General features: G+C 60.4%; 12 protein-coding genes and 4 pseudogenes. 6 read left to right on the forward strand and 10 right to left on the reverse strand.

Annotation, left to right across the window (positions count from 1 at the left end; translation table 11 throughout):
• The first annotated feature begins 275 nt into the window (after window positions 1–275).
• The 4 genes and pseudogenes from FTO60_RS17020 to FTO60_RS17035 all read left to right on the forward strand — a co-directional run bounded on the left by FTO60_RS17020 (window position 276) and on the right by FTO60_RS17035 (window position 5,962).
• Entirely contained in the window at window positions 276–482 is a 207-nt protein-coding gene (locus FTO60_RS17020) for a hypothetical protein (RefSeq protein ID WP_007120662.1), read from the forward strand.
• Between the two features lie 561 nt (window positions 483–1,043).
• Window positions 1,044–1,636: pseudogene (locus FTO60_RS17025) on the forward strand (helix-turn-helix domain-containing protein).
• Window positions 1,623–3,955: pseudogene (locus FTO60_RS18065) on the forward strand (relaxase/mobilization nuclease domain-containing protein). The pseudogenes FTO60_RS17025 and FTO60_RS18065 overlap by 14 nt, the downstream one beginning before the upstream one ends.
• Before the next feature lie 8 nt (window positions 3,956–3,963).
• Window positions 3,964–5,962 (forward strand): annotated as a pseudogene (locus tag FTO60_RS17035) (type IV secretory system conjugative DNA transfer family protein).
• A gap of 243 nt (window positions 5,963–6,205) precedes the next feature.
• On the opposite strand, the gene FTO60_RS17040 reads toward FTO60_RS17035, so the two are convergent.
• From FTO60_RS17040 to FTO60_RS17050, 3 genes are read right to left on the reverse strand one after another with little or no spacing between them, the layout of a single operon-like run.
• Window positions 6,206–7,756 (reverse strand): IS66 family transposase, encoded by a 1,551-nt coding sequence (locus FTO60_RS17040; protein WP_148057243.1) that lies wholly within the window; start codon window positions 7,754–7,756, stop codon window positions 6,206–6,208.
• A gap of 54 nt (window positions 7,757–7,810) precedes the next feature.
• Window positions 7,811–8,164, reverse strand: a complete 354-nt coding sequence (tnpB, locus tag FTO60_RS17045; protein ID WP_148057244.1) for an IS66 family insertion sequence element accessory protein TnpB — start codon at window positions 8,162–8,164, stop codon at window positions 7,811–7,813.
• Between the two features lie 58 nt (window positions 8,165–8,222).
• The gene (locus tag FTO60_RS17050) at window positions 8,223–8,540 is read right to left on the reverse strand and encodes a transposase (protein ID WP_148057245.1); all 318 of its coding nucleotides are present in this window, start codon (window positions 8,538–8,540) and stop codon (window positions 8,223–8,225) included.
• A 222-nt stretch (window positions 8,541–8,762) separates the two neighbouring features.
• Between FTO60_RS17050 and FTO60_RS17055 the strand changes: the two genes are divergently transcribed.
• On the forward strand, window positions 8,763–10,688 hold the full coding sequence (locus tag FTO60_RS17055) for an AAA family ATPase (protein WP_172623947.1): 1,926 nt from the start codon (window positions 8,763–8,765) through the stop codon (window positions 10,686–10,688).
• Window positions 10,689–10,703: 15 nt separating this feature from the next.
• Window positions 10,704–11,117 (forward strand): hypothetical protein, encoded by a 414-nt coding sequence (locus tag FTO60_RS17060; RefSeq protein ID WP_148057247.1) that lies wholly within the window; start codon window positions 10,704–10,706, stop codon window positions 11,115–11,117.
• Window positions 11,118–11,180: 63 nt separating this feature from the next.
• Here the strand turns inward: FTO60_RS17060 and FTO60_RS17065 are convergent, their stop codons facing one another.
• The 7 genes and pseudogenes from FTO60_RS17065 to FTO60_RS17095 form a co-directional block, all read right to left on the reverse strand.
• A complete protein-coding gene (locus tag FTO60_RS17065) occupies window positions 11,181–12,260 on the reverse strand; it encodes a type IV secretion system protein (protein WP_148057248.1) in 1,080 nt (359 codons plus the stop codon).
• A gap of 6 nt (window positions 12,261–12,266) precedes the next feature.
• Window positions 12,267–12,671, reverse strand: coding sequence for a hypothetical protein (locus tag FTO60_RS17070; protein ID WP_065331949.1), 405 nt, complete (start codon window positions 12,669–12,671; stop codon window positions 12,267–12,269).
• On the reverse strand, window positions 12,668–12,856 hold the full coding sequence (locus FTO60_RS17075; protein ID WP_065331948.1) for a hypothetical protein: 189 nt from the start codon (window positions 12,854–12,856) through the stop codon (window positions 12,668–12,670). The genes FTO60_RS17070 and FTO60_RS17075 overlap by 4 nt, the downstream gene beginning before the upstream one ends.
• A complete protein-coding gene (locus FTO60_RS17080) occupies window positions 12,853–13,839 on the reverse strand; it encodes an ATPase, T2SS/T4P/T4SS family (RefSeq protein ID WP_148057249.1) in 987 nt (328 codons plus the stop codon). The genes FTO60_RS17075 and FTO60_RS17080 overlap by 4 nt, the downstream gene beginning before the upstream one ends.
• A 4-nt stretch (window positions 13,840–13,843) precedes the next feature.
• Entirely contained in the window at window positions 13,844–15,223 is a 1,380-nt protein-coding gene (locus FTO60_RS17085) for a TrbI/VirB10 family protein (protein WP_148057250.1), read from the reverse strand.
• Window positions 15,220–15,702, reverse strand: a pseudogene (locus FTO60_RS17090) (TrbG/VirB9 family P-type conjugative transfer protein); the annotation flags it as partial. The gene FTO60_RS17085 and the pseudogene FTO60_RS17090, both read right to left, overlap by 4 nt.
• 33 nt (window positions 15,703–15,735) lie before the next feature.
• Window positions 15,736–16,347, reverse strand: coding sequence for a recombinase family protein (locus FTO60_RS17095; protein WP_148057251.1), 612 nt, complete (start codon window positions 16,345–16,347; stop codon window positions 15,736–15,738).
• Between the last annotated feature and the right edge of the window lie 120 nt (window positions 16,348–16,467).

Genomic DNA, 16,467 nt, shown 5'->3' on the forward strand with positions numbered 1-16,467 from the left:
TCCACGCGGGCGGGCTCCGTCAGCACCCCGGCCAGGCTCGGCGGGACGCGGACGCGGATGGTGGCGGCTGCGTGATGGCAAGGGTCATCCGGGTCTCTCCTTTTTGCTATGCATGTGGATCGCACAGGGTCGGCCCGTTCGTGCCCTCAGCTTAAGCTTCGGCAAGCACAAATACGGCTTCCACGGCGGAGCCGCGGACCCTCCGCATTTGCGCTTGCGACCGGGCCTTTTGCCCCCGTGCCGGGTGATCCCCATCGCAACAAGGAGTAACCCAAATGACCAACCACTACGTCGCCACCGTCCCCGTCAAGTTCACCGACACCGATGGCCAGGAGCGCACCCGTTTTCAGCGCGTGGGTGCGATGTTCCGCAACACCCGCAATGGGGATGGCTCGGAGTTCTTCAGCCTCAAGCTCGACTTCCCGGTCGCGGTCTCGGAGCTGGTGATGTTCCCGCCGAGCGCGAAGGATCCCCAGGACTGAATCCTCTCAAGAGGATGGGCCGCCCCAGGACGATCTTGGGGTGGCCCGATCCCTGTTCCAGGGATGCCGTCACCGGCGCGTGTGAACGCCCACAGCGACTTCCTCTTGGTGTCGGTATCCTCGCGCTCAAAGGACGATCGCCGCCCGGAATGATCAGGCCGCGACAGACCGGCCAGTCAGCCTCAAGGGGGCCATCCACAAAAACCTATCGGCCAGGGCCTCCCGGTTTTTGCGGCAGAGATTTGGGGGCCCAAATCTGGCCCTCCTTGACCCTGCCTGTCCGCCCTGTCGGTGGGGTTTGCGCCCGCCCGCGGTTCCGTCCGAACACATGGGTGTTCGGCCAGAGCCTCGGGCGGGGCTGGTGGACGGGACCCCTAGGACAAGTGTCGCCCGGTGGTGAGGGCGGCAGAGCCGCGTCCCTGCGGGCCGCGGCGTGAAGCGGACACCAAGGCTGCCTGAGCCTGAATGCGACGTAAGTATATAATTGACAGATAGGTATATTATCGTAAGGTAGGGGCAGCCTTGGTGGAAGGTGGCAGGAAATAGGGGGTCTTTCTTCGCATGTCTCGCTCAAAACGTCTCACCGATGCAAACCGCATGGAGATCGTTCGCGAAGCTGCGGAAGGCGTTTCCACTTCAGTGCTGGCGGAACGGTTTGGCGTGTCGGTGCGGGCGATCCAGTACACGCTCAAAGCTGATGCCGAGCGCCAGACGGATGCCGCAATTCCGGTCTCAGCGATCAGTGTGAAGGTCACGGCTGCGGAGCTTGCGGCGCTCGACGCGGTGCTGGCCGAGGCCGGGATCGAGAGCCGGGCCGAGGGGCTGCGGCGGCTCATTCAGGCGGCAGGCGGGGTGTTCGTTCCGGACGCGCAGATGGCGGCAGAGATGGCGCGCTACCGCGCTTCACTGCACGAGGTCGGCAATGGGGTCGCGCAGATCGCCAAGCAGATGACGCGGGCCAACCGGATGGGGCAGGGGGCCGCGGGGGCACGCGTGCCGAGTTCACCGAATTGCGCCTCGCGCAGATGCGCGGGCTGGCGCGGTTCATTCTGGATTCCGCTGACGAGATCGATCTGCTTCTGCGCCGCCGTCGAGACGCGATGCAGCTGCAGGCCACGGCCGCGCTAAGGGAGTTTGCCCATGCGGCTGAATGATGCTGTCCATGCCGTCACGGGCGAGGTCTTTCGGGATGGCTGGAGCCGCGTCCGGGGCTCGATGCAGGGGCTGCACGTGGCCAAGCAGAGCCAGCTTGTGCGCGCGGCTGCGGGGCATCGGCCAGCGGTCTTCAAGGCGATCCGGGGCGGGGGCACGCATACCAAATCGCAACTCGCAAACCAGCTCGATTACCTCACCACGAAGTCGACCCATATCGTCGACTCGAGCGGGTTTCTGGATGGCAAGGCGAAACTTGAGGCGGGCGACATCAAGGATCTGACCGAACGCTTTGCCAAGCGGTGGGATGCGGGCTTCAAGCCGAAGCTGGGCCAGACGACCCATATGCTCATGTCCTTCCCCATCGGCACGCGGGGAGAGGATGTGCGCGACATTGCGACGGATGTGGCCGAGCGGTTCTTCCAGACTGATGAGGGGCATTTCGACTACATCATCGCGGTGCATGAGGACCGCGATCACCCCCATGCGCATTTGGTGCTGAACCGCCGCTCGCAGGAAGGCGAGTTCTTTTTCCTCGGGCGCAACCATCGCTTCAACTATGACGATTTCCGCCTCGCCATGGTCGAGGAGGCGGAGAAGTACGGTGTGCGCCTGGAGGCCACGCGCCGGGTGGATCGCGGGGTTGTGCATTACCCAGCCCGCACCAGCGAGGTCTATGCCGCGAAAGAAGAGGGTCGCGCGCCCCGCGAGCGCGAACGTGTTGGGCAGGACCTGACGCGGACGCTGGCGGAGATCGCCAACACCAGAACTGTCTACCACTCGCTTGCCGCGGAAGCTTCGCGCGAGGCCCGCGAGGATATTGCCGCAGCCCTCTTCCGCGCGGGCGAGGTGCTGGCGCGGGGCGGGCAGGTGGATCGAACAGGAGATGTGTATATGGCCGAGGATCAAAGTTTCGAGGAACTGAGAAGCCTCTATGCGGAAAAGCTCGCGCGGGTGCAGGGCATGATCGCCGAGAAGGCGGACGCGGAACGCCCCCTGCTGGAAAAACGCCTCATCGAGATCCAGACGCGGGTCCAGCACATGCAGCCTCTCGGATTGCGATCATCCACGCTGTCAGACGCCCCTCGGAGGGTGGGATCTATTCCGAGGCGAACATCGACACCAGTCAGCTGGACCGTCTGGCCGAGACGGACTTGCGGTCGCGCATAGACACTGCCCTGCGCGGCACCGGGATCAGCACAGCGGAAGTGGTCGCCCGGATCGAGACCGGGGCCTCGAATGCCGCGCTTGAACATCAATGGATCGCCGATGATCTCTCCAAGGTGGCCGAGGCGCGGGACCTGAACCTCGAGCGTCGCGCTGATCTGGAACAGGCGCGCGACATTCTCAACGATGTCCATGTCGAGCTTGGCACGCTGCTGGAACGGGATAACGTGCTGCGCCGGGACGGTGTCGTGGAGGAGGACGCGGTCAGCGAGCGGTTCCACTATCACGAGGACGCGGTGCGGGAGATGGAAGGGACAATCCGTCATGAGATGCGCGCCGAGGGTTTGACAACGCAGGAGATCGAGGACCGGGACTGGGAGGTGGCCTCAAAGGCGGAGCGCCGGATCGAAACAGAGCAGCGCGCGTATCTCGAGGTACATCCGGAGCTGCTCGCACGTCCTGGCGATGTGATCGACCGGTCCGAGCCCTACAGGGAGACCATCACCGACGCGGCCCGCGCCAGCGAGATCACCCGCGAGGTCGACCGGATCATGGAGGCACGCGACCTCCGCACGCCTGTTGCAGATGCGGTCGCGGATGACGTCTCGGAGCGCTATCCGGACATGCCGTCCCACCTCGCCCGCGGGCTCGGCGCGACCTATGCGGCCGTTGTGGAGATACGCGACACGGAGGCCATCAATCAGGTCCGCCGCGAAAACGAGATGCGCGACGGGATTGGGGTTGGCACGCGCGAGGAGACCCTCGCGACAGGGGATGAAACTGCACCGCAGTTTGACCGGTCCGACCGCCTCGCAGGCGAGATTGCGCGCGTCCTGGACCATGAGCGGGCGGGAGAGTTGTCCGCGCCCTTCGAGACCGAGGCGGAGCGGGACGCCTTCCGCGAGGAGATCGCGCGGGTGCTGGATGACCGCCAATTGGGCCGCCTCACATCCGGCGATGCCGATGCGCTGGACAAGGTACTCGAGGACCGCCTCGACCGGCTTTATGTCGCCAAGGTCTACCTGCAATCGGATGCAGCAACGGCCAACACGGAGGCCTTGCGCCAGGTGGTCGATGATCTTGCCGACACCGAATACGAAAAACACCGCACCACAGACGTGGATGGCGAGACCGAGCGGGGTCAGGTCCATTGAGCGCCTCCATGGGAAAAGCGCGGATCGCAACGGGCGTCCTGCTTGTGACGCTGGTGACCGGGGCCATGGGCTATACCATCGCCTCGGCGGTGCTGACCTACCAGGATCTCGGCTTCGGGGCCGAGATCGACTTTGCCTATATCGCGCAGAACTATCTGGCGATCCTGGACCGCCGCCCGGAGGATGCGCAACTTATTCACTTGATCATCGGCAGCTTCGCCGCCGCCGGGCTGATGCTGAGCCTCGCCCTCTCGGGGTCCGCCCTGACACGGTTTGGCCAGACCCATTGGCAGACCGCGCGCGAGATGAAGGCCAATGGCTTCTTCGGGGCGCCGGGCACCGGGTTCATCCTCGGCAAACTTGGCTCTCCAAAGTCCCGCGCGAAATACATCTGCTCGAAGGTCTTCCCACACGCGCTGATCGTGGCCCCCACGGGCCGCGGCAAGACCACGGGCTTTGTCATTCCGAACCTGCTGACCTGGCAAGGCTCCGCCGTGACGCTCGATGTGAAGGGCGAGTGTTTCGAGGCCACGGCCCGGCACCGCGCAGCCCAAGGCGACAAGGTCTATCGCTTTGCCCCCACCGATTGGGAGGGCAAGCGCACGCATCGCTACAACCCGCTCCTGCGTATCTTCGAACTGAAAGACCCCGCGCGCCAGCAGATGGAATTGCAGCTCCTGGCGACGCTCTTCCTGCAGAGTGACAACGACCGGGTGCAGGGCCTGCTCAAAGGCGGGATCGATCTCTTCGTGGCGGCAGGCCTGTTGGCCTTCCAGCGCAAGCGCCCGACCTTGGGCGAGATCTATCGCATCGCCGCCTCGGGCGGAAACAAGCAGAAGGAGTATTTCGCGCGGGGCCATGAGGTCGACAACAGGGCGGCCAAGCTGATTTTCACAAGGCTCGCTTCGACCAACAACGATACGCTGACCTCATACGTCTCGCTCCTGATGACCTCGGGGCTGGACCAGTGGCAGAACCCGGCGATTGATGAGGCGACTGCGGTCTCGGATTTTGATTTCCGGACGATCCGCAAGAAGCCCTTTTCGGTCTATCTTGTCGTCCAGCCGCTGATGGTGAAGCCGCTGGCACCGCTGATCCGGCTCTTCTTCTCCGATCTCCTCTCCGCCATGCAGGAAAAGGACCCAGGGCCGGATGAGCCCTGGCCCGTGATGATCATGCTCGACGAGTTCAATCGCTTGGGCAAGATGCCCATCGTGGTCGAGAGCATCGAGACCCTGCGGACCTATCGCGGTCACCTGGCCGTGGTCACCCAAACTATCCCCGCCCTCGATGAAATCTACGGCGAGAACACCCGCCGTGCGCTGCAGGGCAATGCGGGCGTGAAACTCTATCTCACGCCCTCGGATGAAAAAACCGTCGAAGAGCTGAGCAAGGCGGTTGGCAAGACCACGAAGACCGTCATCACGCGCTCTCAGTCCATCGGCAAGAACCCCTTCGAGGGCCGCAGCCAATCCACACGGACCGAAGAAAGCTCTTTGTTGCCAGAAGATGAAGCGCGCCGCCTGCCGCTCGATGAAATTGTCATGGTGATCGATGCCCAGATGCCGGTCCGGGCGAAGCGGATCCAATATTTTGACGACCGGCTGTTCAAGGCGATCCACGCGGCGCAATCAGGCGAATTGCCGTTTCCGGAGCCGGGGGAGGGGGGCGCAAGGAAACCTCCCGTTGAGTATGCGCGCCATGCCGATGACACCGCCGCCGGACGGGTCAGGCGGATCCGAAGCCGATGTGGTGGCCGCACGCCAGGCTGCTGATGGCCAATCGTCAGAGCAAACCGATGTCGGCCCAAAGAAGACTGCGCCCGTCGTTCAAGCCGCTATCGCCGAGGAACAGCGTCAGGTTGTGATGGATTTTGGGGGCCAGGTTGCGGATGCCGAGACAGTGGGCGAAGGCGATGAGGTGCAGCTACGCTCCGCCGTCGATGGCTTGGACGACATGGAAGCGATGTTGCGGGAGGATGATGGTCAAAAGCTGGTTGCTCGTTAGGGTGGCGAGGGTGGTATGTCGGTCGAGCGGGCGGGAAGTGTGAATTCGCCGCGCCGCAGCGAGGACGTGAAGAAACCGAGAAAACGGACCTTCGATACCGAGAGTTCTGGTTAATCTTGTTTTGAGACAGATCTTCAAGGACGGTGTCGTTCGCTGCGAGTGCACGAGCTAAACGTTTGTACAATGAGCCGTGAATCACCTGAGCGGCACGCAAGTAAACAGTAAGCGGTGCTTTGGCCCCACCTACCTGACAAAGTTCCAGGGTAGCAGCTGGTCGATGTCTTTCTGTTTATGGCCGTTGACGATGGCCGTGAGGGCGCCGGTCAGATAGCCGTTTGGCTCGATCTTGTTCAATTTGCAGGTTTCAATGAGGGACGCGAGCATTGCCCAGTTTTGCGCGCCAGCCTCGTGACCTGCGAAGAGCGCGTTTTTTCTTTGCAGGGCGATGGGACGGATTGTGCGCTCGACGGGATTGCTGTCCATCTCGATGCGGCCATCGCCGAGGAACAAGATCAACCCGTCCCAATATTTGGCGATGTATTTGAGGGCTTCGCCTGTTGGGGATTTGGTGGATACCTGTGATCTGGCTTGATCCAGCCAGGTTCTGAACGCCTTGATCTTCGGTTCGGATTTCTGCTGACGGATGGCCATGCGTTCGTCGGCTGATGCTCCACGTGCCTGCGTCTCGATCCGGTAGAGAGCTGCGATCTGCTTAAGCCCTTCCTCTGCGATAGGGGCCGCATTGTTGTGGGTCAGCTCATAAAGCTTGCGACGCGCGTGCGCCCAACAATAGGCCAGTTGGATCGGTTGATTGTCGCGCAGGTCAAGCGCGCGGTTGTATCCGGCATAGCCGTCCACCTGCAGGATGCCTTCAAATCCCTGCAATATCTCGACCGCATGTTTGCCAGATCGCCCCGGCGCGTAGGTGAAGGCCACACCCGGTGGCTCTGGTCCGTTCCAACTGCGGTCATCGCGGGCGAGCGCCCAGAAGTAACCCTTCTTTGCCTTCCCACGCCCTGGATCAAGGACTGGTGCGGGCGTCTCGTCCATGAACAGCTTTGATGATCGTTTGAGGTGACCGAGCAGCGCGTCATGAACAGGCTTCAGTTCATGGGCGGCTTTACCCACCCAAAACGCCAAGGTGGAGCGGTCAATATCAACGCCCTGCCGCGCATAGATTTGAGCCTGGCGATAAAGCGGAATGTGGTCGGCATATTTGGAAACGATCACGCTGGCTACGGTCGCTTCTGTCGGCATGCCGCCTTCGATCAGCCGTGGTTTGGTGGGTGCTTGCAGCACCCCGGCCTCACATGATCGACAGGCATACTTAGGGCGACGTGTGACGATGACCCGGAACTGGGCAGGCACGATATCCAGCCGTTCGCTGACATCTTCACCGATGATGTGTCGCGCGGAACCGCACCCACAGGTTACATCGTCAGGGGCGATCACCTCTTCGATACGCGGCAGATGTTTGGGCAAGACGCCGCGGCCCGCGCGAGGCGTTGGTGTGCCAGTTGTCTTCGGTGGGTCGACGGCTTCATCCTCTGCATGGACAATGGCCATGGCCGTCTCAATGTCTTCCAGCGCGAGGTGATATTGGTCAGGATGGCTCTTCTCGGACTTCGCGCCATAAAGGGCACGTCTGAAGTCAACCAGCAGCTTCTCAAGCCGGACGATCCGGTCTTCCTTGCGCTCGATGATCCCGTCTTGCTCCGATATCTTCGCCTGCGAGGCCAGGATAATGGCCTTGAGCGCATCGATATCGTCAGGAAGATCAGCGGCAGGAGTCATGCCTGTGATCTATCAAGATCAGGGGTGGTTCGCCCGTGCAAAACATCATCCGAGTCACTCTGCCGCAGCGGGTGGGCGGGTTTCCAGAGATGTCACACGACGCCAGTCGAGACCCGCAAACAGCGCTTCAAACTGCGCAGCGTCCAGCCGCAAAACGCCGTCCCTGATCGCAGGCCATTTGAACGCATTCTGCTCAAGCCGCTTGTAAGCCATCACCAGACCGGTCCCGTCCCACCAGATCATTTTGAGCCGGTCAGCGCGTTTGGCACGGAACACATAGACCGCCCCGTCAAAGGGCTTCTTTTGCAAATGGCTCTGCACCAATGCCGCCAGGCCGTCGTGGCCCTTGCGGAAGTCCACGGGCTTGGTCGCCACAAAGATCTGAACCCCGTACGACGGGTGGATCACAGCGCAGCCGCGATCTCGGCGACCCGCGCGGCGGAAGTGTTCGCTGCCAAACGGATCGTCACATCCCCTTCAACACATCGATCACGCCTGTCTCCGTCTCCGGCATGTCCGGCAAAGTGGCAGCGGGCTCATCAATGGCAACAGGGACAAACGTAACACCTTCCAGGTTCGGCAGAACCAACTTGCCTTCCCGCGCCATGCGACGCCATTCCGATAAGTGATTGGGTCGCATCCCATAGCGTCGCGCAACGGAGTTCACAGTTGAGCCTTCAACCAGCGTCTCGGCCACTATCCGCGCCTTCACATCCTCCGGCCAACGAGGACATCTACGACCACCTTTGCCCTTATCCGTGAGAAACTCAATCGTACCATCCATGGAGAAACTCCCTCAAATCCATGAGGAACGGACTCGCAGATCAGGCAGCCGTCAGGAAGGTGGGGGCAAAGCACCGCTTACAGTAAACAACAATTAAGCAGAACTACACCGACCGCTTCAGTTGTATGCGCCACGCTATTTTCACCATTTTAGCTTGAACCTAAAGATAGGCAGGCACAAGATGTCGTATTGATGGGCGCAATAGGTTCGAGGGATAGTGGCATGAAGCTCAAGACAGTTCGGATAGATCATTTCAAGCACGTACTGGATTCGACTGAGGTTGCCATCCAGCCGGACATCACCTGCCTTGTCGGCAAGAACGAAAGTGGCAAGAGCGCCTTTCTAGAAGCGCTACGACGGCTCAAGCCTGCTCACGGCGCGGCAAGTTTTTCCTCACCGACACATTACCCCGCCTGGCTAGAGAAGAGGCATCGCCGGGAGGCGAAGGCGAAGGGACGCGACCTTGACGAAAAGTCCCCCATCAATGCGACCTTCACCATAGAGCCGGAGGACGTTGCGGCAGTCGAAGCTCGGTTTGGCGAAGATGTATTGCTGTCAGATACGTTTACGATCAGTCGGAAATACACCAATCAATACGCAGGTGTGTTTGAGGTCGATGAGACCAAAGCCGTTGCCAATCTGCTCGCAGATATTGAACTTCCCACGGTCCTAGAACCACTCAATTCGTGTGAGAAATTTAGTACCCTCCGCGCCAAAGTCTCAAGCCTCTCGCCAGATGGTAGCGAGGAGAGCGCAACCACCCTCGCATTGACGGAGGTCACGAAGGCCATCAACGAATTGCTGCCGGATGACACGACACTTTGGCAGTCAGTTTGGCGTGTGTTGTTCGCTCGGGTGCCCCAATTCTTCTACTTCTCGGAATACAGTAGCCTCCCGAGCACCGTTCCAATCCGCGAACTGCTGGAAGCCGATGAAGACAAACTTGAGGACGATGAGCAAACGGCGCTTGCCTTGCTCCAATTGGCCGAGTTTGAGAAGGACCACCTTCTTGATGCCGACTATGAGACCCGGAAAAGGGAACTTCAGAATGTAGCGAATGAGTTGGGCGAACAGGTCCTAGACTATTGGACGACCAATCAACACCTCCGCGTGGAGATGGACCTTACGCTGACGAAGCAGCCCGCAAACAACGGGCAAACAACTGTCATTGATGAACTGCACATCAGAATGTGGGACGATCAACACAAACTTTCCCTGCGCTTTGATGAACGCTCCTCCGGGTTTCGCTGGTTCTTTTCCTTCCTGACTGCCTTCTCTCGTTATGAGTTTGATGATACCCCCATCATTATCCTCCTTGATGAACCCGGCTTGGGGCTCCATGCAACCGCTCAACGCGACTTCCTGCGCTTCATAGAGGAGCGGTTGTCGAAACGCTGTCAGGTGATCTACACGACGCACTCGCCCTTCATGATCCAGCCAGACCACCTTGAGCGGGCGCGGCTTGTTGAGGATAAGGGACGTGACCGTGGCTCTGTGACTACCTCAGACGTGTTGACCACCGACAGCGACACACTGTTCCCGCTACAGGCCGCGCTCGGATACGACATAGCCCAACACCTCTTCATCGCCAAGGATAACCTCGTGGTTGAGGGGCCGTCAGACTTCCTGTTCATGCAGACCATTTCGGAGCGGCTGATTGAGGACGGGCGCGAGGGGCTCGACAAGCGCTGGTCGATCATGCCTCTGGGAGGCGCTGACGTGATCCCTGCCTTTGTCGCGCTCTTGGGCAACCACCTTGATGTTACGGTCGTGGTGGATTCACGAAAAGAGGGCCACCAGAAGCTGACAGCCCTCGCCAAGGCTGGTTTCCTCGGGGAGAAGCGGATCATCACCATCGGTGAGGTTGCCGACCGGAAGATGGCCGACATTGAAGACCTGTTCGCCAAAGACGACTATGTAGCGCTCTACAACGCTGCGTTCGGCAAAAAGATGAAGGCAGTGGACCTCAAAGGTACTGACCCCATTGTGCGGCAGATCGCCCGCAATGAAGGCGTGGACCGATACGACCACAATGCCCCAGCGGAGGTTTTGCTGCGTGAACGCGCCAAGCGGGTTGCCACATTGTCGGACGAGACGTTGAATGCGTTCGAGGCGCTGTTCAAGCGTATCAACGAAACGTTGGCATAGACGGGCGTCGGAATTATGCACATAGAGACGTTGAGCCATGGCGACTTGTCTTGTGAGGTTGAACAAGACAATAGCTGCGCGCAACTCGCTGGGAAATTAAAATACCGCGCCTTCGACGTTGGACGAATTGCAGGGCGCTCGCGAGACGATTTGCGTGCTCAGTTTGCAGCAATATGCGACTTGATCGACAGTGGAGGCATGGTGCGTCATGGCATCGTAATGCTCGGTTACCACAATAATGCATTCAAAGGAGACGTGTTGCTGGTCGATGGCGAAATCATTGGCGAATGGGTGTCAGATGACGAAGAGTGGTGTCACTTCACTGCAAATGATGCTTCGGAAATCACCTGCAGCGCCCCGTCCCCATGGATGCTCCATGACGCAATTACTGCTTGGGTCGAAAGCTGTAGCAACTCAAAGCAGGTTTGATGTCCGTTTTCGAGCTGCTGCATTGCAGCATCAGGCTGGGCGGTGCAGGCCCGCAAAGGGCCGTCACCGTCTTCCTAGACGACCCAACCTTGAAAGCTGCGCAAGCATCCGAGCGCCAGTCCCGGTCCCGTCGCCGGGAGGAGCTGCCGTAGGCCCTCCCGCAGTATTGGGTCGGCTTGGCAACGCTTGCACACCAAAGAATTGTCGCGCGCGCAGAGCTGCATACTCCGCGCCAGTCGCACCTCCGATGGCGTACCGGTTGTAGACTTGTTGGCTGCCTGCGAGCCCTCGGGCAAAGGCATAGCTACCGCCGAAGCCGGCCGAGAGTGCCGGCATCATGATGTTTCCAGAAATTGCTCGAACCAGGAAGGGCGTTGCTATGATGAACCCCTTTGCCATCAGCACCATCATGAAGAACGGGATGAGCGCGCCGATGTTGGAGGCGCCTTCCGGGTCGCCCAGCTCGGCAAGTAGGGCGCGCGAGACACCCGTGATCGTTGCGAACACACCGGCAACGACAATCGGGTACATCGCAAAGGAAATCAGCGCCGAAAGCCAGCGCGCGAAATAATCCTTGGTCACTTCAAACAGTGTCAGGAAGATCATGACCGGCGCAATCCCGATCAGAAGAGCGATCATGAGCCGCGACGCGACCACGATGAACGCGGCTAAGCCGCCGAGGATCGAGAGTAACAAAACCCCAAGGGTGTCCAACAGGGCTCCGGCCATCCAATTCAGTTCAGAGCCCGCAGCATTCAAATACTCTCCGAGCGCCGCGATCAGGTCATCGAACTCCTCTGCAAAGGTGCCGGATGGGCCGGGTGATCCGCCGCCGACTGAGGCCACGAGCGATCCGGCAATGCTGTCGATCCCATTCAGGATCGCCGCAGCAAGGATGTTGAACTGCACCCAGTTGGTTGCAAATGCGCCTATCAGTCCGATCTTCACGGCGAGCCAAAAGGCCGTGCGCCCGTCCATGGCGCGGTATTGGTAGATCGCGTTGATGAAAACCAGAATGACAACCAGTGTGGTGCCGAGTACGAGCATCGTTCCGACTGTTGCGGCGACCGCGCCAAATTGCGTCTCGGCAGCGGTATTGAGATAGCCCTCAGCTGTTTCCACGAAGTAGGTGACGACGCTCATGGAACCCTACCAGTTTCCAGCAGCTTCGCAGATTGGCATGGCTTCGCGCCGAAGCTCATTTGCCTGCCGTCGGTATTCTGAGGTCGCTTCCACGATGTCCCAGTATTCAGATGCGGCGAAATGCTTGACGAAGATGCCTTCAGCTGAGTCCCAAGACGGATACCGCGTCGGACATTCACAGCTTTGGGCTTCAACGATGCGTTGCAGGCTCTGCGCACGATAGATTTGCTGAATCAGCAGCCGTTTGTGGGACTCGCGTACATCGATGTCTTGCATCCACTGTGGCTCTGGAGGCTGGTCGGGACAGACATCTGGCTGGTTATCGAGCGTTGGGATCAGGTTCCGTTCAGCGACGCCAGCGGTTGCGCCAAGAACAACCAGCAGGCCTGCCGTCGCAATGACCCGCATCATTCTGAAGCCACGTTCGTCGCCAAAGATTCACGCTTCAAGAACGTGATATAGCCGTAGTCACCGGCTTCAGCTGTAATGACTTCCCACCCCTCCGCGCCGCGCTCATTCAAGGCGCTTCGCATCGCGTCGTAGTCCTTTTGCTTCTTCACCTGGAAAAACAGGATGTCATATTCAAAGGTCTTCATTGGAAAGCTCCGATCTCGGTTGCGCCGGGGAGGTAGAATTCAGTGATGCCGCGTTTGCCGTCGTGGCGACCGGCCTGGATGATCACGTCGATGGAACTTTCGATGTACTGGATCATGTCGGCATAGGTCATCGGGATCTCGGTCTTGAGCGCCGCGATAGTCAGGCGCTGCACGGCGAGCTGCGGTGTTTCGGCGTGTAGCGTGGTCATGGACCCGCCATGGCCAGTGTTGATCGCCTCGAGGAAGGTCATGGCCTCCTTGCCGCGCACCTCGCCAAGGATGATCCGGTCAGGGCGCATGCGCAGCGTTGCGGTCAGAAGCACATCGGCGGTCTGAAACTCCGCATCGCGATTGGCGATGAGGGTCACGGCATTCGGCTGGGTCGGCAGAAGCTCGGCCGCTTCCTCGATGGTGACAATTCGTTCATTGGCAGGCACATGAGAGAGGATCTTGCGCGCGGCGACGGTCTTGCCGGTGGAAGTGCCACCCGAGACGATCATGTTAAGCTTGTTCTCGACGCAGAAGGCAAGCGCATCGTCGATCACGCCCGCAGCCACGACCTCGCGCAGTTCGCGGGTTTTCTCCAGGCGGAGTTCTTCGAGCTTGCGTTCCTTGCCATAGAGGAAATCAAGCGCGATCCCGTCGAGCGGCAGGCTTGAGAAAAACCGCAGGCTGATCGACATGGCAGAGAGCACGGCGGGTGGCGTGATGACCTGAGCCCGGATCGGGCGGCCCTTGTAGGTGATCGAGACCGAGACGATCGGGCGGTCCTTGCTCATTGTGGTGTTGGCGGAAGAGGCGATTTGGTTGCCGAGGTCCTTCACTTCGGTTGCCGTCAGCTCTTGGTCCAGCTTTCGCATGAAGTGATCGCCCTGGAATTCTCCCCAGCAGGTCCCGTCGGGATTGATGCAGATCTCGATGATATCGTCGCGGGCGGCGGCGTCGATCCGATCAAGCGAGGTCTGGAGATAGCTCAGCGACATGGGCTCAGAATATCTCCAGATCGCGATCGACCATCACGGTGACGCGGGCACCCTGGTCGACATAGATGACAGGACCGATGGAGAGATAGTCGCCGATGACGCTGTCCGTCGCATCTGCCAGATCATCGCCCACGTCTTCGAGAACTTCGGCGGCAGTCTCATCCTGGACCTCGGATGCGGCGGCACTTGGTGCGGCGGAAATCAGCGAGATCAGGGCGGCCGACCCGAAACGCTCGGCAAAACGCGTGTCTATGAGCCCCGTGACGCCAGAACGGCCCAGTTCATCGCCCCCGAAAGAGCTGATCTGGACGGTCTGGCCCGCGGGCAGGATGATCCGGTCCCAGGCGATCGTGACGCGGCGCTGCGCGATATCGACGCCAGCGCGGTAGCGCCCGACGAGACGGGATCCGCGGGGGATCAAGAGGCGCGCGCCATCGACGCTGTAGACATCCTCGGAGACCACGGCACGGGTCTGGCCGGGCAGCGAGCTGTCGAGGGCGGTTTCCATGACGGCCTGGATCATAGTGCCCTGGATGATGGTGTTGGAGGGATTGGCGATCACCTCGGCTTGCGTCACCGTCGAGGGCAGCGCACCGTTCAGCACGAAATCTGTCACCTCGCCAAAGGTGCGTTCGGTGAGAGCCGTTTCATTCGCACCAGAGGTGCCACCAAAAGCGATGGTGGGCGAGGTGATGCGGCGCTCCTGAAACGCACGTTCCTCAGCAGCGCGGCGTTCAAGTTCCGCGAGCCGTCGTGCTTCTTCCTCGCGGCGCAGCCGTTCTTCTTCCCGCGCGCGCAACTCGTCCTCCGAGGGACCAATTGGTGCGGGGAGGGGGCGGTTGGCCTCGAGCTGTGCAAGTTCGAGGTCCATGCGGAGTTGTTCCAGCTCGCGATCGCGCGCCGTGAGTTCATCGCGAAACTGCTGTTGCGCGGATTCTGAGGCCGCTTGCAGCGCCGCGATTTGCGCAGTCAGCGCATCGATGGCTTCGGCGGCAGCCGTGTCTTCCTCGACGACGGGTTCGGGCGCGTTGCGCAATTCTTCGATCTGGGCCTGAAGGGCTGCGAGTTGTGCGAGAAGCTCGGCGTTGGGTTCCACCGGCTCGGGTGCGACCAAAACCACTTCGGGCTCAGGCGGCGGCAGGGTTTCGATGGCGCCAAAGCCGTCGCCTTCGTTCTGGAACACGTCCGGCGTGGCCGTGGGCAGGGCTTGTTCTTCCTCGGGCTGAGACATGAGATAGAGCAATGCACCGCCCGCGCCGATCACGAGGACGACAACCAAAGCGAGCAGCGGTGAGCGCCGTGGGGCAGGGGGCGAACTTGCGCCCTTGCCTTGTTCGAGAGCGGCGAGGCGTTTCTCGAGGTCTGCGTTTCCGGTGTCGCTCATGAGCCCACCCCCGCAGGCGCTGTTGCTTCAATGCAGACCACCTCGTCATCGATCCGCAGAACCCATTGTCGGTTCACACCCGAGACCCGGATTACGCCTTCTTCGGTGGCTTGGGTGTTGACCGTCCGTTCACGCCCATTGGCGTAACGGAAGATCGCCGGCACCGGTGCGTTCCGAGGGAATTCGAAATACGTGAACGTCCCGTCATCCCAGATGCGGGTTGGCGTAAACTCGGTCCGCGCGCTGGCACCGTAATTGTAGTTTGGCGCTTGGGCGGCGATGGCCCGGGTCGGGCGCGCAGCGTCGTCCGGATAGCGGAACTGCACCACGTAGAAGGTCGGGCTGCGGACCTCCTCGACGTTGAAGTAGTAGCTCCGGCGGTTCGTATAAACTGTCACATTGGTATGCACCCCGCGCGCGACGGGCTTGATGGCAAATGCCTGACCGCCCGGCACGCCATCGATCTCGAAGCCCTCGGTGGGGTCTGCTCCGGCTGAGTGCAGAATGACACCCTAAGCGCCCAGCACGCGTTTCCCGTAGTCGCGCAGGTTGCCTTTGGGATCGACGTATCGGTACAGAGTTACAGGCTTCACGCCCAGCTCACGGCACAGCTCAGAAACGGACGTGTCCCTATTCGCCATAGCTGCCTGCGCCATCCGGACCTGGGCTTTGGTGAGTGCGAACTTTCGACCACCTTTGCGACCACGCGCGCGGGCAGCCTGCAACCCTGCCATGGTGCGTTCCCGGATCAACTCGCTTTCAAATTCGGCGAGCGCGGCAAAGATTCCAAATGACAGCCGACCGGCTGCGGTGGTTGTGTCGATCTGTGCTCCTTGGCCTGTGAGCACCTTCAGGCCGACACCCCGCTCTGACAGTAAGGTCGTCGTTTTCACCAGATGATTCAGACTGCGGCCCATTCTGTCCAGTTTCCAGATCACCAGGACATCGCCTTCGCGTAGAGCCTTCAGGCACGCTTCGAGACCCGGGCGGTCGTTTTTCTTGCCTGAGGCCTGATCGGAATAGATCTGCTCTTCATCTACACCCGCAGCGATCAAAGCGTCCCTTTGCAAATCAAGGGACTGGCTGCCATCGGCCTTGGAGACGCGTGCATATCCGATCAGCATGTTTCACAAACGAACGTTTGAGATGTGCGGAGGAAACCCCAGCTTTCGGGCATGGCATTTATTCCTTAATCCATTACACAATCATCGATAAGCAATCCCCAAAGAGAAAGCAAAAGAAAC

Source organism: Octadecabacter sp. SW4 (assembly GCF_008065155.1).
GTDB lineage: Bacteria > Pseudomonadota > Alphaproteobacteria > Rhodobacterales > Rhodobacteraceae > SW4.